At 65.3% G+C, this 19,844-nt stretch carries 18 protein-coding genes and 3 pseudogenes; 4 read left to right on the forward strand and 17 right to left on the reverse strand.

Annotated features, from left to right (window positions below; translation table 11 throughout):
• Positions 1 to 45 precede the first annotated feature (45 nt).
• The 3 genes and pseudogenes from CR165_RS21285 to CR165_RS21295 form a co-directional block, all read right to left on the reverse strand.
• Positions 46 to 327, reverse strand: a pseudogene (locus tag CR165_RS21285) (transposase); the annotation flags it as partial.
• Between the two features lie 188 nt (positions 328 to 515).
• Positions 516 to 2,012: a calcium-binding protein gene (locus CR165_RS21290; protein WP_245906654.1), complete on the reverse strand. Its 1,497-nt coding sequence runs from the start codon at positions 2,010 to 2,012 to the stop codon at positions 516 to 518.
• A gap of 97 nt (positions 2,013 to 2,109) precedes the next feature.
• Positions 2,110 to 2,442: a four-helix bundle copper-binding protein gene (locus tag CR165_RS21295; protein ID WP_109518942.1), complete on the reverse strand. Its 333-nt coding sequence runs from the start codon at positions 2,440 to 2,442 to the stop codon at positions 2,110 to 2,112.
• Between the two features lie 887 nt (positions 2,443 to 3,329).
• On the opposite strand from CR165_RS21295, the gene CR165_RS21300 reads away from it, so the two are divergent.
• Positions 3,330 to 4,604, forward strand: coding sequence for a type II restriction endonuclease (locus CR165_RS21300; protein WP_109518967.1), 1,275 nt, complete (start codon positions 3,330 to 3,332; stop codon positions 4,602 to 4,604).
• 116 nt (positions 4,605 to 4,720) lie between these two features.
• Here the strand turns inward: CR165_RS21300 and CR165_RS21305 are convergent, their stop codons facing one another.
• Together CR165_RS21305 and CR165_RS21310 are read right to left on the reverse strand one after the other, a co-directional pair.
• A complete protein-coding gene (locus tag CR165_RS21305) occupies positions 4,721 to 4,981 on the reverse strand; it encodes a DUF2933 domain-containing protein (protein ID WP_109518943.1) in 261 nt (86 codons plus the stop codon).
• Positions 4,982 to 5,118: 137 nt separating this feature from the next.
• Complete coding sequence (locus CR165_RS21310) at positions 5,119 to 7,500, reverse strand: heavy metal translocating P-type ATPase (protein ID WP_109518944.1); 2,382 nt, start codon at positions 7,498 to 7,500, stop codon at positions 5,119 to 5,121.
• 168 nt (positions 7,501 to 7,668) lie between these two features.
• Here CR165_RS21310 and CR165_RS21315 point away from each other — a divergent pair, with 168 nt between their 5' ends.
• A complete protein-coding gene (locus CR165_RS21315) occupies positions 7,669 to 7,869 on the forward strand; it encodes a heavy-metal-associated domain-containing protein (RefSeq protein WP_109518945.1) in 201 nt (66 codons plus the stop codon).
• 98 nt (positions 7,870 to 7,967) lie between these two features.
• Here the strand turns inward: CR165_RS21315 and CR165_RS24650 are convergent, their stop codons facing one another.
• The 9 genes from CR165_RS24650 to CR165_RS21355 all read right to left on the reverse strand — a co-directional run bounded on the left by CR165_RS24650 (position 7,968) and on the right by CR165_RS21355 (position 15,353).
• A complete protein-coding gene (locus tag CR165_RS24650; protein WP_146201980.1) occupies positions 7,968 to 8,501 on the reverse strand; it encodes a hypothetical protein in 534 nt (177 codons plus the stop codon).
• Between the two features lie 50 nt (positions 8,502 to 8,551).
• On the reverse strand, positions 8,552 to 8,929 hold the full coding sequence (locus CR165_RS21320; RefSeq protein WP_109518946.1) for a hypothetical protein: 378 nt from the start codon (positions 8,927 to 8,929) through the stop codon (positions 8,552 to 8,554).
• Between the two features lie 179 nt (positions 8,930 to 9,108).
• Positions 9,109 to 9,582: a DUF411 domain-containing protein gene (locus CR165_RS21325; RefSeq protein ID WP_245906659.1), complete on the reverse strand. Its 474-nt coding sequence runs from the start codon at positions 9,580 to 9,582 to the stop codon at positions 9,109 to 9,111.
• Positions 9,583 to 9,592: 10 nt separating this feature from the next.
• Positions 9,593 to 10,828, reverse strand: a complete 1,236-nt coding sequence (locus CR165_RS21330; RefSeq protein WP_109518948.1) for an ATP-binding protein — start codon at positions 10,826 to 10,828, stop codon at positions 9,593 to 9,595.
• The gene (locus CR165_RS21335; protein ID WP_109518949.1) at positions 10,825 to 11,592 is read right to left on the reverse strand and encodes a response regulator; all 768 of its coding nucleotides are present in this window, start codon (positions 11,590 to 11,592) and stop codon (positions 10,825 to 10,827) included. The genes CR165_RS21330 and CR165_RS21335 overlap by 4 nt, the downstream gene beginning before the upstream one ends.
• Positions 11,579 to 12,079: a plastocyanin/azurin family copper-binding protein gene (locus CR165_RS21340; protein WP_146201981.1), complete on the reverse strand. Its 501-nt coding sequence runs from the start codon at positions 12,077 to 12,079 to the stop codon at positions 11,579 to 11,581. The genes CR165_RS21335 and CR165_RS21340 overlap by 14 nt, the downstream gene beginning before the upstream one ends.
• The gene (locus CR165_RS21345; RefSeq protein ID WP_245906661.1) at positions 12,043 to 12,801 is read right to left on the reverse strand and encodes a copper resistance protein B; all 759 of its coding nucleotides are present in this window, start codon (positions 12,799 to 12,801) and stop codon (positions 12,043 to 12,045) included. Before CR165_RS21345 ends, CR165_RS21340 begins: the two co-directional genes overlap by 37 nt.
• Before the next feature lie 5 nt (positions 12,802 to 12,806).
• Positions 12,807 to 14,747: a copper resistance system multicopper oxidase gene (locus CR165_RS21350; protein WP_109518951.1), complete on the reverse strand. Its 1,941-nt coding sequence runs from the start codon at positions 14,745 to 14,747 to the stop codon at positions 12,807 to 12,809.
• A gap of 45 nt (positions 14,748 to 14,792) precedes the next feature.
• Entirely contained in the window at positions 14,793 to 15,353 is a 561-nt protein-coding gene (locus tag CR165_RS21355) for a cupredoxin domain-containing protein (protein ID WP_109518952.1), read from the reverse strand.
• A gap of 267 nt (positions 15,354 to 15,620) precedes the next feature.
• Here CR165_RS21355 and CR165_RS21360 point away from each other — a divergent pair.
• Positions 15,621 to 16,616 (forward strand): annotated as a pseudogene (locus CR165_RS21360) (DDE-type integrase/transposase/recombinase); the annotation flags it as partial.
• 118 nt (positions 16,617 to 16,734) lie between these two features.
• The gene (locus CR165_RS21365; protein WP_109518953.1) at positions 16,735 to 17,484 is read left to right on the forward strand and encodes a replication protein RepA; all 750 of its coding nucleotides are present in this window, start codon (positions 16,735 to 16,737) and stop codon (positions 17,482 to 17,484) included.
• A 313-nt stretch (positions 17,485 to 17,797) separates the two neighbouring features.
• Here the strand turns inward: CR165_RS21365 and CR165_RS21370 are convergent, their stop codons facing one another.
• From CR165_RS21370 to CR165_RS21380, 3 genes and pseudogenes are all read right to left on the reverse strand, one after another.
• Entirely contained in the window at positions 17,798 to 18,220 is a 423-nt protein-coding gene (locus CR165_RS21370; RefSeq protein WP_219929817.1) for a DDE-type integrase/transposase/recombinase, read from the reverse strand.
• 3 nt (positions 18,221 to 18,223) lie between these two features.
• Positions 18,224 to 19,416 (reverse strand): IS3 family transposase gene (locus CR165_RS21375; RefSeq protein ID WP_408887545.1). Its coding sequence is split into 2 segments (ribosomal slippage): positions 18,224 to 19,122 and positions 19,122 to 19,416, totalling 1,194 coding nucleotides; the frame shifts between segments, so codons are not numbered across the junction.
• A gap of 65 nt (positions 19,417 to 19,481) precedes the next feature.
• Positions 19,482 to 19,805 (reverse strand): annotated as a pseudogene (locus tag CR165_RS21380) (IS6 family transposase); the annotation flags it as partial.
• Between the last annotated feature and the right edge of the window lie 39 nt (positions 19,806 to 19,844).

Consider the following 19,844-nt stretch of genomic DNA (forward strand, 5'->3'; position numbering starts at 1 on the left):
GTGAATCAGCTCAACCCGTCGGACGCGAGGTTTTTAGAGGCATCCAGTCGTCGCAGCGCGTGCCGTGTCGCCTGTCAGGCGCCGCTTGCCAGCTTCGAGGAACTCCTTGGACCAGGAGTAGTACAGGCTTTCGGCAATGCCTTCGCGGCGGCACAGGGCAGCGATGCTGTCCTCGCCGCGCAGGCCCTCCAGCACGATCCGGATCTTCTCCTCGGATGAATGCTGCTTGCGGGTCGCACGGCGGATGTCGCGGACCACCCGCTCGGCAGGCGGCTTGGCTCCAGCGGCATGGGTCCTGGTGATAGGGGCGGAGGATTTCTGGCTCATCTTCGTTCCTTGGCGGCTACGATGAGCCAGAAATCCTCCGTTCCTCAACCACCCAAACCTGTCCCATGGGCCCTGACGTCGGACAAGTGCTTCAGCCTCAACGATGAGCCTCGGGTTGGTGGCGGCCGACGCCTGAGAGCATCGGCCGCAGTGAGGGAGCCGCCCGGTCGGACGCTCCCTCCATTCGGTCAGGCGATCGCGCCGCTGCTCTCCGGGAAGATGTACCAGGAGCCGAAGTCGCCGATACCCTCTACGTACTGGGGCCGATCGCCGAACATGAAGTCGGTTTGCCGCAGGTCACCCTTGGCGACACCCTCGAGCAGGATGGATCCCTCGAAGCCACCATCCTCGCCCATACCCCAGCCGATCAGGGCACCTTCAGCGGTGTCCCGCACCTCGACATCCTCAGCCTGTATGTCCATGAAGGCGATGTGGTCGAAGGCGCCCTGGGCATCGCCTGTGGCTTCAAAGTCCTGGACAACGTCGTGACCGCTGTTCATTGACACCATAAAGGCGTCAGCACCAGTGCCGCCCACCAGGGTGTCATCGCCCATGCCACCGTTCAACATGCCATGTGCGGCGCCCTCATCGAGGTAGTCATCCCCGTCACCACCCATGAGCTCATCGGATTCTGCCCCGCCCGAGAGCCGGTCATCGCCAGCCTCGCCCATCAGGCGGTCCATACCGTCGCCGCCTGCCATGGTGTCGCGGCCGTCATCGCCCTGAAGATGGTCGTCCCCGGCCATGCCCGAGATGTTGTCATCTCCCGCCAGACCGAAGACGGTATCGTTCTTCTCCGACCCGCTCAGGGTATCCGCACCCGCAGTGCCGCGGACCACTGCATCTTCGTCGATGTCGAACCGCAGGGTACGGTCGTTGAAAACATGGTCTACGAGCTGGTCAAAGACCGTTCCGGCCTGCACTTCACCGGAGATCTCGGGGCCTGCCTCGCTGGCGGTGCGCGCCTCATCATTGGGGCCTGCTGGGTCCCTCAGACCGGGCGGCAGGTCGGGTGCGTCGGCGAACATAAAGTCGTCCTGCGCCAGATCCGACTTGGCCACGCCCTCCAGCAGGACGGAGCCGCGCTCCCAACTGACCTTAACCCCTTCAGCCGTATCCGCGACGCTGAGGTCCGTCCATTGAAGGCCATCCATGACCGCCAAGTGGTCGAACATGCCGGGACCGGCCGTGAAGTCCTTGATGACGTCATGGCCGCTCATCCGGCCAATCATGAAGGCATCTGGGCCGCCTCCGCCAACCAGGGTGTCGTCACCCATACCGCCGTCGACGGTGCTGTGCCCTTCACCCTCGTCGAGGTAGTCATCTCCGGCGCCCCCGCGCAGGGTGTCGGCGCCCGGTCCACCGTAGAGGGTATCGTTGCCATCGCCGCCCTCGACCTCATCATCGCCCATGTTGCCGGAGACGAGGTCGGCGCCAGGACCGCCGTGGAGGATGTCCTCCATGCCGCCTCCGCCGATCCGGTCGTCACCCTCAAGGCCCCAGGTGAACTCCGCGCCTTCGCTGCCGCCCAAGGTGTCCTTGTTCTCACCGCCGAAGGTGATGTTGTGGACGTGACCACTGGCCTCGAAGTCGAAATGCAGGCCTCCCAGGGCGCCGTGGAGGGTATCAGCTACCCGATCCGTAAGGTTCGTTAGGAAGCAGCTGAGATGCTGGTTTTGGCTCATGCCGAAGCTCCGTCAGGTTGTCACAGTTTGCTCAGGAAGCATCCGCTTCCGGTGGATGGGGTTGGCAGGCTGGACCATGGGTTCGGCCTTCGCGGCTTCAAGCGCTCATCTCGCGGCAGGACGCGGCGCACTTGCGGCACTGTGCGACGCAATCCTCCATGCCGCCGACGGCCTCGCAGCTTGCGGCGCACTCTTCGCAGATTGCGGCGCACTCGGCACAGGTGTGCTTATGGTGGTGCGTGCCGATCAGCATCATGTCAGCGGCCGTCTGGCAGATGGTGGCGCAAGCCATCATCAGCCTGAAGTGTTGCGGCTCCACGTGCTTGCCGCCTGCTTCGATGCAGTGGTTCATGGCCATGCCCAGGCAGGTGGAGTGACAGCGCAGGCATTCCTCAATGCAAGCCTGCATGGCGGAGGTCATCTGGTGCATCGTTTTTTCCTCTGAAAGATCGTCGTGATGGGGCACACCGGATGGCATGGCCGTTCCGATGGCGCTCAAAGGCCGAGGCAACGTCCTGCATGACCTTAACGGGCAAGGCGGGCGATCCTGGCTTTCTGTCCTGAAGCTGAGAGCGGATCAGGACTGCTCGGACGTCTTATCGAGGTGGTGGAGAAGGAAGATCTAGCGTTACGCCATTGGCCTCACGCTGCGGGGCGGCGTCGTAGCCATTCTCGCTTGCCAGCAACACATGCGGAACCTGCGGAAGGGAAAACAAGGCAGTTCCGCCGCAATGTCCGATTGCGCAACATCCTGGTCGGAGGCCAGGGCTGTCGCAACCTGGGCAACACTTCTGCCCTACCATCCGGGATGCAGTGATCCTGTTGTGCACCAGGAATGGAACGGATGGAGAGGGTAGGTTTCCCGTGTGTATGGACACCGCGCCGATATCAGTTTGCGAGGCTGCGCCCACACCGTGCGCGGCAAGCGGCGCCGTGGCTGTGGCGAGGTAAAGCGTCAGCACTACTATCAGCAAAGTCCGGATTGTCCTCACCATAAGGCGCATCAACGGTGTGTCCCAGCGTCCTACAGACCTCACTGTAAGGAATAATCGGCCTGCTGGTTTCGATGCGGGGGACACAATTCACGGTGTGCATGCGAATGCACAGCATCTATGCCGCTCACAAACAAGCACGGTGCCCACGAGTCACTTCGATCGACATATCAGGACTCAGTCGGGCAGTGCCGGTGCTGAGTTCGTACAGTTCCCGCTTGTGGTTGAATAGCTCCGTCTCGTATTGTTACTCACAAGCACCACCCATCCCAGGGCACTTCAAAACATGGACTTCGCAACAGACTTCCCGGCCTTCTCGGGAAGGATGGACCTGGCTGACCCACTGGCTGTTCTGCTGCGGCGTTGGCGCGATGATTCAGGGGCTACATACCGAACATGGTTCCTGTGGGAAGAGCGGGTTAAGAACTTCCGTTCCATCCGCCGCGGCATTCAGCAGGTTGTCGCAGAAATCAAAGCAGGCACCTTCGGCGTTGCCTACCGCGGATCTTCCCTGGAGACGATAGTTCACTCCATCGCGGAGCAACGGCAGATCTTCAGGGGCGCAGATCATGCTTTCTTGTGGAAGCCCAAGCTGCGTATCCCAGACATCTACGAAAATCCGGAGAACCAGCGCGCCTTCGGGCGCCTGCTCGACACCTGCGTCTGCTGCACCACCGAACAGCAAGTCATCGCGGCAATCGCCGAGATCGACGCGAAGCATATCAAGGGGCTCGGCCCGGCTGTAGCAAACCTCCTTTACTTTCTGCACCCGACCATTGTGCCGCCCTTCAATACGGCGATCGTAAATGGCTACAACACACTGACTGCTGCGAAGGTAAAGCTAGGTCGCTGGGACGAGTATCTAACCATGCGGCGAGGCATTCTTGCCTTGAATGCTGCCCACCGCGGCCTACTCTCGAATGACCTTGGTGCGATCGGAGGCTTGCTCTTCGACGTCGGCAGCGGCCGGTATCCGGCGCCTCCGCGGGAGGATGATGTGGCGGCGCGCGCCGCCTGGGAGGCAGACCTCGCTCGGGTACGCGAAGAGGGCGCTAAGGCGGCCAAGGCACTGGCTGAGGCGCGCCAGGAGGATGAGACTCACACCCAGATCCAAGGCTGGCTCCGCGACCTTGGCCTGTCGCTCGGCTTCGACGTCTGGATTGCGGCAAACGACCGCAACCGCTCGCTCAATGGTGGCAAGCTGGGCGATGGCTGCTTGGTTTCGCTTCCGGGATTCGACACCGGCTCCGGTCCTGACGCTGTCCGGCTCATCGACGTGCTGTGGTTGGATAAGCCGACGAAGCACATCGTGGCGGCTTACGAGGTCGAGCATTCGACCTCGATCTACTCCGGAATCGTGCGGATGCTCGACCTCGCGCTCGGGCCGGAGGCGCATGCGCTCGAGGGCATGTTCCTAGTGGCACCAGATGGCCGGGAGGGTGAGGTCCGGGATCAGCTATCCCGCCCCGCCTTCTCCCGCGTTGCCGACCTCAAAGTGCGGTATCTGCCTTACGGTGAACTCAAAGCGAACAGGGAAAGCATTGCCAAGTTCGGCCATGGAATGAAGCCGATCCAGGCCATTGCGCGCGAGCTCGTCTGAGAACTCACGGGTCTACCCTGGGCAGAAACGCCGCTGGCTTAACTCCAGCCCACTCCCGGATACTTGGCTTGCTGGGCGGCTAGGCCGACGGCAAGCCAGTACCCGGTGCGCGGTCATCAGACGTTTTTCTGAGGCTTATCGTGCCCCATTCTGGGCTCAGCCTGCCAACCCCGCGCGCTATGCCCCTCATGCCCATCGTGGCCATGGTGCATGAACAGGTGCATCAGCGGGCAGGCCAGGAGGAGCAGATATGGCAGCGCTCCGAAGGCGTGCGCGTAATGTTCCCGCAGGACATAGAACGCTGCGACCAAGCAGAAGCCGATCACGGCGACGCCGACCTTGGTGCGCCACCATGGCGTTGTTGTATGGTCATGCATCTTGGATTCCCTTTCCGGATCCGGATTATGTCCGCTGCTCTGGCTACCTAGCATTGATTTGGCTCAAGGTACCTGAATTCGAGTGGCAGATTCCTTCCAGAACTGCGGCTGCGGCCCTTCGCCAAGTAGGGCCGGTGCTACAAACGGACTGCTCGCAAACGCAGCGAGTTCCCGATCACCGAGACCGAGCTCAGCGCCATGGCCAGGGCCGCGACGATGGGGCTGAGCAGGAGGCCTAGCAGCGGGTAGAGCACGCCCGCCGCCAGCGGCACCCCGGCCGCGTTGTAGACGAAGGCAAAGAACAGGTTCTGCCGGATGTTGCGCATCACCGCGCGCGACAGGTGCCGCGCCCGCGCGATGCCGGCGAGGTCGCCTTTGACCAGCGTCACACCCGCGCTCTGCATGGCGACGTCCGTACCAGTACCCATCGCGATGCCGACGTCAGCCTCCGCCAGCGCCGGGGCATCGTTGACGCCGTCACCCGCCATGGCAACGACCTTTCCCTGGGCGCGGAGCTCCCGAACGATGCGGTGCTTGTCCTCGGGCAGCACGTCGCCCTGGAACTCATCGATGCCGAGCCTGCGGGCCACTGCCTCCGCCGTTGTGCGGTTGTCGCCCGTCAGCATGACGATGTGAATGCCCTCGGCGCGCAGGCTCTCGAGCGCGGCGGGCGTCGTCTGCTTCACGGGGTCAGCGACCGCGATGACGCCGCCCGGCTTGCCGTCCACCGCCAGGAACAGCGCCGTGCCGCCCTCATGCCGGAGATCCTCGGCCTTGGCGGCGAGCTCGCCCAGTTCCACGCCAAGCTCCCGCATCAGCCGCGCATTGCCCAGCGCGACCCGGCGCCCACCGACGGTACCGGTCACGCCCTTTCCGGTGACGGAGGCGAAGTCGGCGGGCTCGCCGAAGGCCACGCCGCGCTCCTTGGCGGCCGCCACCACGGCCGCCGCCAGCGGATGCTCGCTGGACCGCTCCAGGCTGGCGGCCAGCGGCAGCACCTCGGCTTCGGTCAGACCGGGCGCCGGGACCACGGCCACCACCTTGGGCTTGCCCTCGGTCAGGGTGCCTGTCTTGTCGACGACCAGCGTGTCCACCTTCTCCATGTGCTCGAGCGCCTCGGCGCTCTTGATGAGCACACCCGCCGTCGCGCCCTTGCCGACGCCGACCATGATGCTCATCGGCGTGGCTAGGCCGAGCGCGCAGGGGCAGGCGATGATGAGCACCGAAACGGCGGCGATCAGGCCATAGGAGAGCGCCGGGGACGGGCCCCAGGTCGCCCAGGCCACGAAGGCCAGCACCGCGACGACGATGACGGCCGGAACGAAGTAGCCGGACACGGTGTCGGCCATGCGCTGGATGGGTGCCCGGCTGCGCTGCGCCTCGGCGACCATGGCGACAATGCGCGAGAGCATGGTGTCGGAGCCGACCTTATCGGCCCGCATCACCAGCGCGCCGGTGCCGTTCACGGTGCCGCCGATGACGTTGGACCCCGGCGCCTTCTCCACGGGCAGGGATTCCCCGGTGACCATCGACTCATCGACGGCGCCGCTCCCCTCCAGCACCTCGCCATCCACCGGCAGGCTGTCGCCCGGCCGCACGCGCAGCCGGTCACCGAGCTGCACCTCGGCCAGCGCGATTTCCTCGTCCGAGCCGTCCGCACGGATGCGCCGCGCCGTCTTGGGGGCCATGTTCAGCAGGGCGCGGATAGCGCCGCCCGTCTGCTCGCGGGCGCGCAGTTCCAGCACCTGGCCAAGCAGGACGAGCACCGTGATGACAGCGGCCGCCTCAAAGTAGACGGCCACGGTGCCCTCGGGGCCACGGAAACCCTCGGGGAAGACCTCGGGCGCGAAGGTGGCAACCAAGCTGTAGAGGTACGCGGCGCCGGTGCCGAGCGCGATCAGGCTGAACATGTTCAGGCTGCGGTTCACCACCGATTGCCAGCCGCGCAGGAAGAACGGCCAGCCCGCCCAGAGCACGACCGGCGTGCCGAGGAGGAACTGGAGCCACACGGAGATCCTGGGTGACACCAAGTGATGGAGGTCGAGGCCGGGGATGTGCGCGCCCATCTCGAGGACGAGGATGGGGAGGGTCAGCAGGAGGCCGACCCAGAACCGCCGGCGCATGTCGGCAAGTTCCTCGCTCGGCGCGGCTTCGGCGGTGACCTCCAGCGGCTCCAGGGCCATGCCGCAGATCGGGCAGTTGCCCGGCCCTTGCTGGCGGATCTCCGGGTGCATCGGGCAGGTGTAGATGGCCGCCTTCTGCGCCGTCGTCGGCGCGGCCGCCGTCTCCGGCTTCAGGTACTTGTCCGGCGCCGCCTCGAACTTCGACTTGCACCCTGCCGAGCAGAAGTGGAACGCGGTGCCGTGATGCTGGAGGTGGTGTGGCGTCTTAGCCGGGTCGACCGTCATGCCGCAGACAGGGTCATGGACGGCAGCCTGATCGCCATGGGCTGGCGCATGCCCCCCCCGGTGTGCGCCGTGTCCATTATGATGGTCGTGATGGTGGTGGTGCTCGTCCATCGGCCATTCCTCCGCGACTGCTGTGCTCGTCGTGCTTGGCTGCTCCCAGAGGATGGAGTTTCCCATTGTGGGAAGGTCAAGACATGCAACAGAGATATCTCCGCCACCTTGACCTTCCCATGGGGGCAAGCCCCACCTTCGAGGTGATCGACCGCAACGGAGATTACGATGTACCGCTTCGAAGTTCCCGGCATGAAATGCGGTGGCTGCGCCAAGAAAGTGGAGCGCGCTGTCAAGGCGAAGGACGGTTCAGCCGCGTTCAGCGCCGACCTCGAGAACAGGCGCGTGAGCGTCACTTCATTCGTGTCTCAGGCTGACGTCGCGGCAGCCATCCAAGACGCCGGTTACCCCAACCATGTGGCAGCCTGAACCTCAAGGGCGACATCCCGCCCACTGCGGCATAGCGTGGCCGGAGCTGGGTGCTCCGACCGCGCTCATGCCGCCCAGGACACAACATGGCCTCGAGGTTACATGTGATGCCGCACGTGCGGGTCACTCATCACAGCAGCCGTCTGCTGGCCATAGTGGTGGTCAGGTGCGATATAGGCGACACCGCCCGCCTCGCCGCCTGTGGGAACTGGCACGCCAGGGACCGGATGTGCGGTCTCGGGATCCAGGTAGCGGATCCGCACGTTCTCGCCACGGCCAGCAACGTCGACACGTCCCCCACCAGCGACGTTCTCGTCATGACCAGGTGGATACTTCACGGCGAAGTTCTCACCTTGTGCAATGACTTCGATGGGGCCATTGGCGTAAGCCGCTGCCGCGGAACCGCCAACTGCAGCAATGAGAGAAAGCGCAAAGATTGCGGACTTACTGCGCGGCGTCATAGCGAACTCCTCAATCAGGCTTGCTGTTCTTTCCGGCACCTGAAGAGAATAAGGGGCGTTTATGTCTGCGATCTTGCGCCATTCTTTCATTTGATGACAGCGCGCTCTTGTGCCCACTCCTAGTTCTTGCATGACGCGCCAGAGATCACGATTGAGGCTTCCAACCGCCATCTGCGCGCTGCAGGTTGGCGGAGCACGCTTAAGTGCTCCGCCGTGTCCAGTCAGTGGTTCATCATCTGGCAGTGCTGCATCATCTGTTGCATCTGCGGCGACAGCGTGCCCTGCCGGGCCTGCGCCCGCATCTGCTGGCAGTGCGCCATCATCTGCTGCATGTTCATGCCGCCCATGTTGTGACCCTGCATGCCGCCCGCGCTTTGGCCCTGCATGCCTGACATGTTGTGGCCTGGCATGGAGCCCATACTGCCTTGGGCAGCGGAGGTTCCGGGTGGCGTTGTGGATGTTGGCGGCAAGGACATCTGCGACGAGGTTGGGGTCGCCGCCGGGGGCCCTCCGGGCTGCGACGCGCAGGCAGCGACGCCGAGCAGCAATGTTGCAGCCAGCGTGGCCTTGCCAATCGCTTTCTTGGCGGTGTGGACCATGTGCCCTCCTTGAGGTGATAGGGGTTCGGCAGGCACCCCGACCTGCCGCGGCAGGTCGGAGTGACGACATTGCACGACGAGGTTGCGGTCACAGGCCGTAACCGGCGCGCCCTGCAAGGCGTGGAGTGGCAACACGCCTTGAGGCGGCATGTTGCAGGCGGGGACGGTGGAGGGCGCGTTCACACGACTTCCAAGCCGCGGAAGCGCATCCATGGCCGCCAGGCGCCGTTCCGACCAAAGGCGACGACGTCATAGGTCGAGGGCGGAGATCCCGGCATCTCCATGCCTGGCACGCCAATAGGCATCTCGGGCACGGCGAGCCCGGCGACCCCCTCGGGCTTTTCCCTGAGCAACCGCCGGATGGCGGCCACGGGAACATGGCCCTCCAGGGCGTAGCGGCCGACCTTTCCGGCGTGGCAGGAGATCAGGTCGGAAGGCGTCCCGAGTGCCTGCCGGTGCGGGCCGACGGCATCCACCACCTTGTCGTCCACCTCGAAACCCTCGTCCCGCAGGTGCGCGACCCAGCCGCCGCAGCAGCCGCAGTTGCGGTCCCGCCAGGCTTCCACCTTGGGCGGGCCGCCACAGGCGGCGGGGAGCACGGCCAGACCGAGCAAGCCAATCGTGAGGTTCCGGCGCGTGCTCCAGGGGTGCATCGTCATTCTCCTAGGCGGATCGGGGCAAGCGGATGCTGGCGCGAAGGCCGCCGCCCGTGAGGTTCTGAAGCGTCACCGATCCGCCATGGCGGCCGACCGCTTGGCGGGCGATGGCCAAGCCGAGGCCAGAGCCGCCGGTCCGGCGATTGCGCGAGTGCTCCAGACGGTAGAAAGGCTGGAAGACCCGCTCCAGCTGCTCCTCCGGCACCCCTGGCCCGGCGTCGTCGACATGGACGACGAGCTCCCGCCCCAGATCAGACAGCGTGACCCGGGCCGAGGTGCCGTACTTCACCGCGTTGTCGATGATGTTGGCGAAGGCGCGCTTCAGGGCGATGGCCCGGCAGGGCAGCCGTGCCTGCGGTGGTCCCTCATAGATCACCGACTTGCCCATGTCCTCAGCGTTGCCGCAGAGGGTCTGGAGCATCGCCGCGATGTCGGCGGACCGCACCTCCTCCTGCTCCTCGTCGCCCCGTAGGTAGGCCAGCGTGGAGCCGATCATGGCGTCCATCTCGTCGAGGTCGGCGTCGATCTGCCTTTGCGTTTCGGCGTCATCCAGGAAGCCCGCGCGCAGCCGCAGCCGCGCCAGAGGGGTCCGGAGATCGTGGCTGACGGCCGCCAGCGCCTGGGTCCGGTCGGCGATGAGGCGGTCGATGCGCGCTTGCATGCGGTTGAAGGCCTGCGCCGCCTGCCGGACCTCCCGGGGCCCCTCCTCGGGCACGGTGACCGTCTGCCCCGGCCTGCCGATGCGATCGGCCGCGTTAGAGAGCTCCCGCAGCGGCCGCGCGATGAGGCGCACCACCAGCAGGCCCAGCACCAGGATGCCGAAGGCCATCGCGGTGGTGGAGAGCAGCGTCGCATGCTCCGGCTGCGCTTGCAGAGGGTCGGCGTGGTACCAGAGGTGGCTGCCATCCGGCAGATCGACCGTGCCTTCAGCCTCCAGGTGGCCCGAATGGGCAAGATCTTGCGCTGCAACGGCGCCCGCCGCGCCACCGGGTTGCCAGCGCACCTGGAAGCCCGGCGACGACAAGGCCTGCGCCACGGCCTCGCGGGCGTCTTGCGGCACCATGCCGATGGCGCGGGCAGCGGCGGCAACCCGCTCAGCAGTGACGTTCTGCTGCGTGCTGCCCAGCAGGATGTCGCTGCCCGTCTGATGCAGCCACAGGCTGCCGACGTGGAAGGCCATCAGGCCGACCAGTAGCACCAGGATGATACGTCCGGCCAGGGTGCTGGGCAGCAGCCGCCTCATCCGCGCGTAACGGTCGGAACGAACATGTAACCAGCGCTACGGATCGTCTTGATAATGGAAGGGCTATCGGCGAGCGGTTCCAGCTTGCGCCGGAGGCGGCTGACCATGACGTCCACCGAGCGGTCGACGCTGTCCGAGATCCGGTTGCGGGCGAGGTCTAACACTTGGTCGCGCGACAGTACGCGCTGCGGGTGCTCGCAAAAGGCCAGCAGCAGGTCGTACTCGCCGCTGGACAGGTCGACGGCCGAGCCGTCGGGAGCTGTGAGTTCCCGCCTTCGGGTGTCGAGCACCCAGTTGGCGAAGGTCATCCGGTCTCCCATCGTCACGCCGGTACGCCCTGTTCCGGCCTGGGCGCGCCGCAACACAGCCCGGATGCGAGCCAGCAGTTCTGGCCGACTGAAGGGCTTGGGGATGTAGTCATCGGCACCCAGCTCGAGTCCCGCGACCCGGTCCGCCTCCTCTCCCCGAGCGGTCACCATGATGATGGGAACCTCTGTCTTCGCGCGTAGTGCCCGGCAGAGGTCGAGCCCGGACTGCCCCGGCAGCATCACGTCGAGCAGCACGAGATCCACGGAGGATAGCGCCAGAGTGTCCCACATCTCGGCGCCATTGCGGGCGCCGGTGACCCGGTAGCCGTTCTGTCGGAGGAACTTGGCGATAAGGATGCGCATTTCGCCATCGTCTTCGACAACGAGGATGTGCGCATCGGGAAGCAGCGGGCTGCCCCGCCCCTCCCGCTCGCTTGCAGGGCTAACCGGCTGCACCTGCCAAAGCACTCAATTTGGCCTTGGCCTTAGGCGCGAGGCCGGAAGCCGATGACACGCGCGGCACAAATGCAGCTAGGTCGGCATCTCCCACCACGATCAGCGCCACCATTCCCAATCCCGCGTGAGGAGTGCACTGCACGGGGTAAACGCCGGGCCGTTCAAAGGTCACCGTTCCTTCGGCGTTGAAGGGCACCGTGACCGGCGGGGCCCCCGCAGGCCACAGCGATTGGATCGGGGTGACGTTGTGGCCCTTGTCGGTGGGCTCAAAGCGGACGGAGCCGCCGACAGGAATTCTGATAATGGCGGGGTCATAGGCGAAGGTCTCGTCCTGCCCAGGGCCACGGTTCAACTCTCGCACGGTCGCAGCGGGTTCCGCCGCAACAGCGGAAAGGCTGGTAGTAGCGAGCATCGCAGTCAAGAGGAAGCGGATCATCCCAAACGCCTTTGTCAGAAGAACAACCGGACGCCAGTTACGAAGTTCCACGCTCCCACCTGCTCACCTTCTTCGCGAGCATAGCGGGCAGTATCTCCAATCTTGCGTTCGTAGTTGATCCCAATATAGGGCGCCACTTCGCGAGTGACCTCGTAGCGGAGGCGGAAACCGGCTTCCACGTCATTTATGCCGCTACCGACACCCAGTTCCGGAACCTTTTGAAGTGCGAAATTGGCCTCCACGTTCGGCTGGAGCACAAGCCGCTGCGTGATGTAGACATCATAGGAAACTTCGGCCCGTGCGGACAGATCCCCCTCCTGGCTGACGAAGCCCTGAAGGCCGACCTCAAACAGCCCGGGCGCTAACCCTTGCAGCCCGATGACGCCATAGGCGCGGTTCGGAAGCGGCCGAATATCATAGCGGACACCAGCTTGGATGTCCCAGTAGTAGCCGAGCAGACGCGAGTAGAGCAGCTGAATCTCCGCCTGCTCGACGCGCCCGCTGCGGGTGGTCTCGCCTTCCGTCCTCAACCACACGCGATCCGTGTCGCCGCCGTACCAGGCTTGGCCATCCCAGCGGCCGACATTGGGCCCGTCGAGCCCAAAACCGTACTCTAAGGTCTCGAACAGCACCGCGCCGGTGTAGACCTCATGGCTAAAGGGCGGCTCGGTGCTGTGCTGCATCGCCTGCGCGCGGGCGGTGCTAGCCCCGAAAGACAGCATGATGGCCGTTCCTGCAGCCAATCCCATCCGCTGGAAGTTCATCCCTGGCATGCGCTTCATCCTGCGGAGGCGGTTCGAGGGGAGTTGACGACGGAGATCTTGCGCATCATGCCGGTTTCCATGTGGTAGAGCATGTGGCAATGGAAGGCCCAGCCGCCCGGTGCATCGACCTCCATGTCGATATCCAGGGTTGACCCCGGCTTGATATTCACCGTGTGTAGCAGCGGGTTCTCGGCTCCGTTGCCCACCTGCGGGATCATCCACATGCCGTGAATGTGCATAGGATGGGCCATCATCGTCTCATTGACGAAGCGGAAACGAACCCGCTCACCGAGGTGCAGTTGGATGGGCTGCGCCTGGCTGAAGCTGTTGCCGTTGATGGACCAGAAGTACCGCTCCATGTTGCCGGTCAGCCGGATCTCGATGACGCGGGTTGGCTCGCGCACCGGGTAAAGCGGCTTGGCGGCGCGCAGGTCGCGGTAGGACAGCACGCGGGCACCCGGCGGCGCGCCGACGTCGTTCACCAGCGGGTCCGGCATTGCCATGCCGCCATGGCCCATGGCGCCGTGGTCCATTCCGGCCATGGCACCGGCGCCCGCCGCGCCATTGTTCATGCCGGGCATGTTGCCGTGGTCCATGCCCGCCATGCCGCCCATGGCACCGTGGTTCATCCCGGGCATGGAGGAGTGGTCCATGCCAGCCATGCCTCCATGATTCATGTCGCCCATGGAGCCGCCCTGCATGCCCTGGGAGCCTCCGGCGGGCATCTGCATGGAGGAGTGGTCCATCCCCCCCATGCCGCCCATGTCCATAGGTGCGACGTGGCCCGGGGCGTCCACCTCCGGCATCGGGGTGCCGCGATCCAGGCCGCTGGGCCCGTAGTTCATGCCCATGTCGGCCATGGTCAGCACGGGACGCGGACGGTGTGGTGGCAGCGGCAGGGCAGGCAGGCCTTCCTGCGTCGCCAGGCTGAACTGCGCGAAGCCCTGGCGGCCCATGGACTCTGCCAGCATCTGGTACTGGCGCCCGTCGCGGGGGCGCACCAGGACGTCGAAGGTCTCGGCCGGGGCAATGCGGAACTCGTCCACGGTTACGGGGCGCACGTTGTTGCCGTGCGCCTGAACCACCGTCATCTGCAGCCCGGGGATCCGGACGTCAAAGTGCGTCATGGCGCCGCTGTTGATGAACCGCAGGCGCACCGTCTCGCCCGGCCGGAACACGCCGGTGAAGTTCTGGGCCGGGGTATAGCCGTTGACCAGATAGGTGTAGCCGCCGACGTCCTCGATGTCGGTGGGGTCCATCCGCATGTCGCCCCACATGATGCGGTCGGAGACGATGGCAGAGCGCGCGGCGGCGTCCGGCGCCCGGCGGAGCTCGCCGACCAGGCTGGCCAGGGTGCGCTTGTTGTAGTTGTAGTAGCCGGGGTCGCGCTTGAGGTTGGCGATGACATGGCTCGGCGTCTCGTCCGTCCAGTCAGACAACTGGACGATGTAGTCGCGGTCATAGCCGAAAGGCTCCGGCGTCGCGGGGTCGATGACGATGGAGCCGTAGATGCCGGACTGCTCCTGCACGCCCGAGTGGCTGTGGTACCAGTAGGTGCCGGCCTGGACGAGCGGGAAGCGGTACTGGTGCGTGCCGCCCGCGTCGATACCCTGGAATCCGTCGCTGATGCCGGGCACGCCGTCCTGGCTGCTCGGCAGAATCAGGCCATGCCAGTGGATCGAGGTGTGCTCGCGCAGCCGGTTGGTGACGTTGATCACCACCTCTTCGCCCTCGCGGAAGCGCAGGACGGGTCCCGGGATCTGCCCGTTGATGGCCATGGCCGGGCGGCGGCGCCCGGTGATGTTGGCCGTCACGTGGGACAGGGTCAGGTTGAACTCGCGCGGCATCGCCCGCCCGACGGCGGGCTGCGCCAGGGCGCCGGACGCGGCCGGGAACGCCAGGGCAGCCACGCCAAGGCCCAGTGCCTGCCGCCTGCTCAAGGTTCTGTCGTGCATCACTCTCTTCTCACTCCAGGCGGCCAACCGAGGCCTTGTCCAGGATCAGCGTGCGAAATCCACCTTGCCCACCATGCCGGACTCGTAGTGACCCGGGATGTTGCAGGCGAACTCCAGGGTGGCGGCCTTGGTGAACTTGAAGATCATCTCCTCGGTCTTGCCGGGATCAACCAGCACCGCATTCGGGTCGTCGTGGCGCATCGCGCCATGGTTCATGGCGCCATGGTTCATCCCAGGCATCTTGGAGTGGTCCATGCCAGCCATGGCGTCCTTGCTGGTCGCCGACATCATGCCGCTGTCGAACATGGCCTGCATCTCGCGCTGGTGCTGCTGGTGCATGGCCGCGGTGCCGATGTTGAACTCGTGCAGGAGCTCGCCCGCGTTGCGCACCCGGAAGCGGACAGTCTCGCCAGCCCGAACCTGAATCCGCTGCGGCTGGTATGAGTTGTCCCGCATGACGACATCAATGGTGCGCTTGACATCTTGGGCGCGGCCGCGAGTGCCGAAAGCTTGGTAGGCGGAGTCCGCCACGGCGGGGGACACGTTGATTGCGGCGACGCCCAGAGCCATCAGTGCTGCAGTCGCTAGGCTGGTGCGGAAACCCATTCATCTCACCCCATGTGATACCTGACGGGCCAGCGGACCAAATCCGCCCCCGCGCAGGCCATGAGGATGAGCTAGCGCTCAATTAAGAACGCTAGATTGCTCAAGTATGACAAAATATTTCAGGATGGTGTGCCTTCCTACCACGCCACAATTGTCTCTAGCTGTCTGGTCGCGGAACATTGTTGGGACCCGGTGGGGCTGGCGATCGTAGACCACGCCTATCGTTTCGAGCGCCTGAAGGGCGCCGTGCCGGGAGGTAGGTGAGCCATGCACCAGATCCACCCCAATGCCCGTACCACCCCCGCCGTCCGGGCTGAGATCGCCCGCTCTTCCGAGCCCTCGGGTGTCCTGGCTCGCCGCTTTGGGGTGAGCAGCGAGACCATCCGCAAGTGGCGCCAGCGCGGACCGCAAGACTGCCTCGACCACTCGGCCCGGCCCCATAAGCTGCCCTGGAAGGCCACCGAGGAGGAGCGCGCCATCGTCTGCGGCCTGCGCCGGGCCACCAACTTCGCCCTCGATGACCTCACCTTCGTGGTGACCCACTTCTTGCCGCATCTGAACCGCGACAGCATCTGGCGCATCCTCAAAGCTGAGGGGCTGAGCCGCAGGCGCCCTTCCACTTCCGAGCGGCCTATCCGGGGCAAGGGCACCTTCCGGGATTATGATCTCGGCTTCGTCCACATCGACATCAAGCATCTGCCCAAGCTGCAGACCGCCAATGGTGAGCGCCGCAAGCGCTACCTCTATGTCGCCATTGATCGCCGGTCCCGCTCCGTCCACCTGGCTGTCAAGGATGACGAGACGGAGCGCAGCGCCATCGCTTTCTTGCGCGAGGCAGCCAAGGCCTTTCCGTTCCGCCTCACCCACGTGCTGACAGACAACGGCAGTTGCTTCACACCCGCTTTTGCCAAGGTGTGCGCCGAGCTCGGCGCGGAGTATCGCCACACCCGGCCCTACTCGCCGCAGACAAATGGCATGGTAGAGAGGTTCAACGGGCGGGTCGGCAGCGAGGTGCTCGGCATCACCATCTGGTCCCATGCCCAACTGGAGCAGCTGCTGCGAGGCTTCAACGCCGCCTACAATGCCCGCCGTCAGCGCGTCCTCGGCGGAAAGACACCCGACCAAGTCGTCAAGGAACGCCTCCGAACGCGACGAAAGCTCGCCCGACCCAAACCCGAGACACCTGAAGGTCGAGCCGGCCCAGAGGACATCGCCCGCGCACGCCTCATTGCTGAAGCTGCCAAGGAGGTTTCACAACCGGACACTGGCCGACGACGAGCTGGCCTTTACCCATTCGGGCCTCTGCCAGACCTGCCTGCCTCATGCCCGCCCCGACAGCAACGATGCGATCTGGGAGCGCAGTTCCGGGCGCTTTCACTTGATGGTCAGCCCCGGCGTGGTGCGCGGCGCTGACGGGCGCGCCGCGCGTGTTGGCGTGCCCTACGGCACCCGGGCGCGGCTGATCATGATCTTTCTCCAGACCGAGGGCGTGCGCGGGCGCACGGTCAATCTCGGTCCCAGCATGTCGGCCTGGATCCGCTCGCTCGGCCTGCCCGTGACCGGCGGGCCGCGGGGCACCATCCAGGCCATCCGCGAGCAGTCGCTGCGCATCGCTCGCTGCGAGTTCACTCTTCAGTGGAGCGCGCCCGCCTCCTCGCTCGGCGGCGGAGAGCAGATGATCATCCGCGACCAGCGCCTCGTATCGGGCCTGTCGCTATGGCAGGGCCAGGAGGACGGCGATGGGCCGGGATGGTCGGCCACGGTGGAACTGACCAGCGAGTTCCACGAGCACCTGCGCCAACACGCCGTGCCGCTCGCGCGCGACGCCATCGCCCACCTCAAGGACAACTCGCTCGGCCTGGACCTCTACACGCTGCTGGCCTATCGGCTGCAGCGCCTGGAAAGGCCGCTCTTGCTGCGCTGGCAGGCGCTCGCGGCGCAGGTCGGCTCCGACACGACGCGGGTCTCGCACCTAGCGCAGCGTGTGAAAGCCGTGCTGCCCGACGTGCTTGCCGTGTACCCGGACGCCGAGGTGGAGGTGGTCCACCACGGCCTCAAGCTCATGCCCTCGCGTCCCCCCGTGCCCAAGACCCTGGTGCGCGGCCTCAGGCTGATCCCGTCGGCCGGGTAGGCCTACCTCCGGGGTTCCTGCGCGGCTTCCTCCTCAGGCGCCATGCGAATCGCAGGCGAGGTCGATCAACCCGCCGGGCACGTAGAATCCGCGGCCTTTTTGGGCCTTCAAAGCTCTCACGACCTCGACCACCAGTTGGGTCAGAGCGGCCATTAGCGGCGCAGATATTCTAGCAGCCTGTCGGGTTTGGGTTGGCTGCCAGCGGGATAGTTGGGTGGTGGATCAGTTGGTCAGCCTCAGGCGGTGCAGCCTGCGGCAGTGGTTGTGTTGCAAATTTTGTGGCACGTCGCAGATGGCTTGGAGAGCAGGTAGATCAGGCAGCACCCTGGAACAGCTCGGCGATGAAGGTGGCCTGAGCCCGCATGTCCTGTCCGCCGATATCCCGAAGTTGCCCCTTCCTGATCATCGCCATCGCCTCGTAACCCGCCAGTGTTCGTCGTGCGGTTTGGAAACTGCCGAAGCCGAGCCCAGGCCTGATCAGACGCTTCACGCGTCGATGGTCTTGTTCGACGATGTTGTTGAGGTACTTGCGCTGCCGTAGCCGCGAAAAGCGCCAGAGCTCGCCGGCTCGCTTCATGTCTGCCACGGCACGCGGATAGGCCGGGTTCTTGTCCACTGTGATCGTACGCGGGTTCACGGTATGCGGCTGGGCCAGCGCCCTGCGGAAGAAACGCTTCGCGGCCTCCGCGTGCCGCCTGGCCGAGAGCAGGTGATCTTCCCCTGATTTGATGGACAGGGATCAGGCGGCGGCGCGTTCCATCTGCTCGGGGGTCCTGTAGCCCAAGGCGGAGTGGATACGCTGCCGGTTGTAGTAGCTTTCGATGTAGGCGAACACGTCGCGCCGGGCCTCGTCCCGTGTGGCCCATCGACGCTGCTGGGCGAGTTCGACCTTGAGGGTGTGGAAGAAGCTTTCCATCGGCGCATTGTCGAGGCAATTGCCGCGGCGGCTCATGGACTGCCGCATCCCAGCTGCCTTCAGGAGCTGGCGATAATCTTCGGCAGCATACTGCGAGCCGCGATCCGAGTGCTGCAGCAGGCCAGGTGGCGGCCGCTGCCGCTGGATGGCCATGATAAGCGCGGCGCAGGCGAGTTCCGCACGCATGTGGTCGCGCATCGACCAGCCGACCACCTTGCGCGTCGCCAGGTCGAGAACGGCGGCGAGATAGAGCCAGCCCTCACCGGTGGGAAGATAGGTGATGTCGGCCAGCCAGACCCTGTTGGGACGGGTGACCGAGAACTGTCGGTTCAGCAGGTTCGGAGCGACCGGAAGGGCATGGCGGCTGTTGGTGGTCGTCGGCCGGCAGCGGCGGCCCGCGATCGCCCGGATCCCGGCCCCTCGCATCAGCCGCTCGACCCGGCCGCGGCTGACCAGGCGCCCCTCGGCGCGCAAGGCAGCCTGCAGGCGCGGGCTGCCGTAGCGGCCGTGATGGCTGGCGTGCAGGCGCCGGATGTCGGCCAGGATCTGCCGATTGGCCACGGTTCTGGCGCTCTCGGGGCGCGCCCGCCAGGCGTAGTAACCTGAGACGGACACGCCGAGCACACGACAGGCGGTCCTGATTGGCCAGGTATCGGCATGGGCGGCGATGAAGCGGAACCTCATCTCGGGGTTTCCGAGAAGATGCCGATGGCTTTTTTTAAAATGTCACGCTCAAGGCGTGCGCGTTCCAGCTCGCGCCGCAGGCGCGCGATCTCGGCAGCCTGATCCGCTGGCGAAGATGCTGGGGCAGATGGCGAAGCAACAGAGCCGCTGCCTGCCGTGACGGGCTGCGGCCGCGGCGCCTCACCATTCTGCCGTCGCCGCCAGCTGCGCAGCATGGAGGGCTGGATGCCCAACTCGCCGGCCACCTGCGTCAGCGGGCGGCCGCTGGAGCGCAACAGCGCGACCGCCTCCCGCTTGAACTCCGGCGTGAACTCGCGCCGTGTCTTGTTCATCGGACACCTTCCTCGCTCCGTAGAGCTTACTCAGGGGTGTCCATCAATTCGAAGGAAGATCACAGGAAATCGATAGTCTGGCCGAGGCTGTCGACAGCCCGGTACAGGTACATCCAGCGGCCTTTCACCTTCACATACGTCTCATCCACCCGCCAAGACCCATTGCTCGGCCGCAGGTTCGGCCGGATCCGCTTCTCGATCTCCGGTGCGTAGGTCTGGGTCCAGCGGAAGAGGGTGGTGTGCGCGACATCCACACCACGGTCAGCCAGCATCAGCTCGAGATCGCGATAGCTCACCGGGAACATCAGGTACCAGCGAACCGCCCAGAGGATCACCTCGGCGGTGAACTGCCGCCCCTTGAAGGACTGGTCCGGCCTCACCGAGGCCATTCGCCGCCGTCTCGCCATGCCAAGGTTTGTACCTGCTCG

Origin of the sequence: Teichococcus aestuarii (assembly GCF_003116135.1) — a bacterium.
GTDB lineage: Bacteria > Pseudomonadota > Alphaproteobacteria > Acetobacterales > Acetobacteraceae > Pseudoroseomonas > Pseudoroseomonas aestuarii.

What these genes read in the sequence shown, in the direction of transcription:
- CR165_RS21305 (WP_109518943.1), bottom strand. Translation starts at nt 4,981, where the DNA reads ATGCATGACCATACAACAACGCCATGGTGGCGCACCAAGGTCGGCGTC.
- CR165_RS21330 (WP_109518948.1), bottom strand. Translation starts at nt 10,828, where the DNA reads ATGAGGCGGCTGCTGCCCAGCACCCTGGCCGGACGTATCATCCTGGTG.
- CR165_RS21315 (WP_109518945.1), top strand. Translation starts at nt 7,669, where the DNA reads ATGTACCGCTTCGAAGTTCCCGGCATGAAATGCGGTGGCTGCGCCAAG.
- CR165_RS21345 (WP_245906661.1), bottom strand. Translation starts at nt 12,801, where the DNA reads ATGCCAGGGATGAACTTCCAGCGGATGGGATTGGCTGCAGGAACGGCC.
- CR165_RS21300 (WP_109518967.1), top strand. Translation starts at nt 3,330, where the DNA reads ATGGACCTGGCTGACCCACTGGCTGTTCTGCTGCGGCGTTGGCGCGAT.
- CR165_RS21310 (WP_109518944.1), bottom strand. Translation starts at nt 7,500, where the DNA reads ATGGACGAGCACCACCACCATCACGACCATCATAATGGACACGGCGCA.
- CR165_RS21320 (WP_109518946.1), bottom strand. Translation starts at nt 8,929, where the DNA reads ATGGTCCACACCGCCAAGAAAGCGATTGGCAAGGCCACGCTGGCTGCA.
- CR165_RS24650 (WP_146201980.1), bottom strand. Translation starts at nt 8,501, where the DNA reads ATGGCGGTTGGAAGCCTCAATCGTGATCTCTGGCGCGTCATGCAAGAA.
- CR165_RS21355 (WP_109518952.1), bottom strand. Translation starts at nt 15,353, where the DNA reads ATGGGTTTCCGCACCAGCCTAGCGACTGCAGCACTGATGGCTCTGGGC.
- CR165_RS21295 (WP_109518942.1), bottom strand. Translation starts at nt 2,442, where the DNA reads ATGCACCAGATGACCTCCGCCATGCAGGCTTGCATTGAGGAATGCCTG.
- CR165_RS21325 (WP_245906659.1), bottom strand. Translation starts at nt 9,582, where the DNA reads ATGCACCCCTGGAGCACGCGCCGGAACCTCACGATTGGCTTGCTCGGT.
- CR165_RS21290 (WP_245906654.1), bottom strand. Translation starts at nt 2,012, where the DNA reads ATGAGCCAAAACCAGCATCTCAGCTGCTTCCTAACGAACCTTACGGAT.
- CR165_RS21350 (WP_109518951.1), bottom strand. Translation starts at nt 14,747, where the DNA reads ATGCACGACAGAACCTTGAGCAGGCGGCAGGCACTGGGCCTTGGCGTG.
- CR165_RS21365 (WP_109518953.1), top strand. Translation starts at nt 16,735, where the DNA reads ATGGTCAGCCCCGGCGTGGTGCGCGGCGCTGACGGGCGCGCCGCGCGT.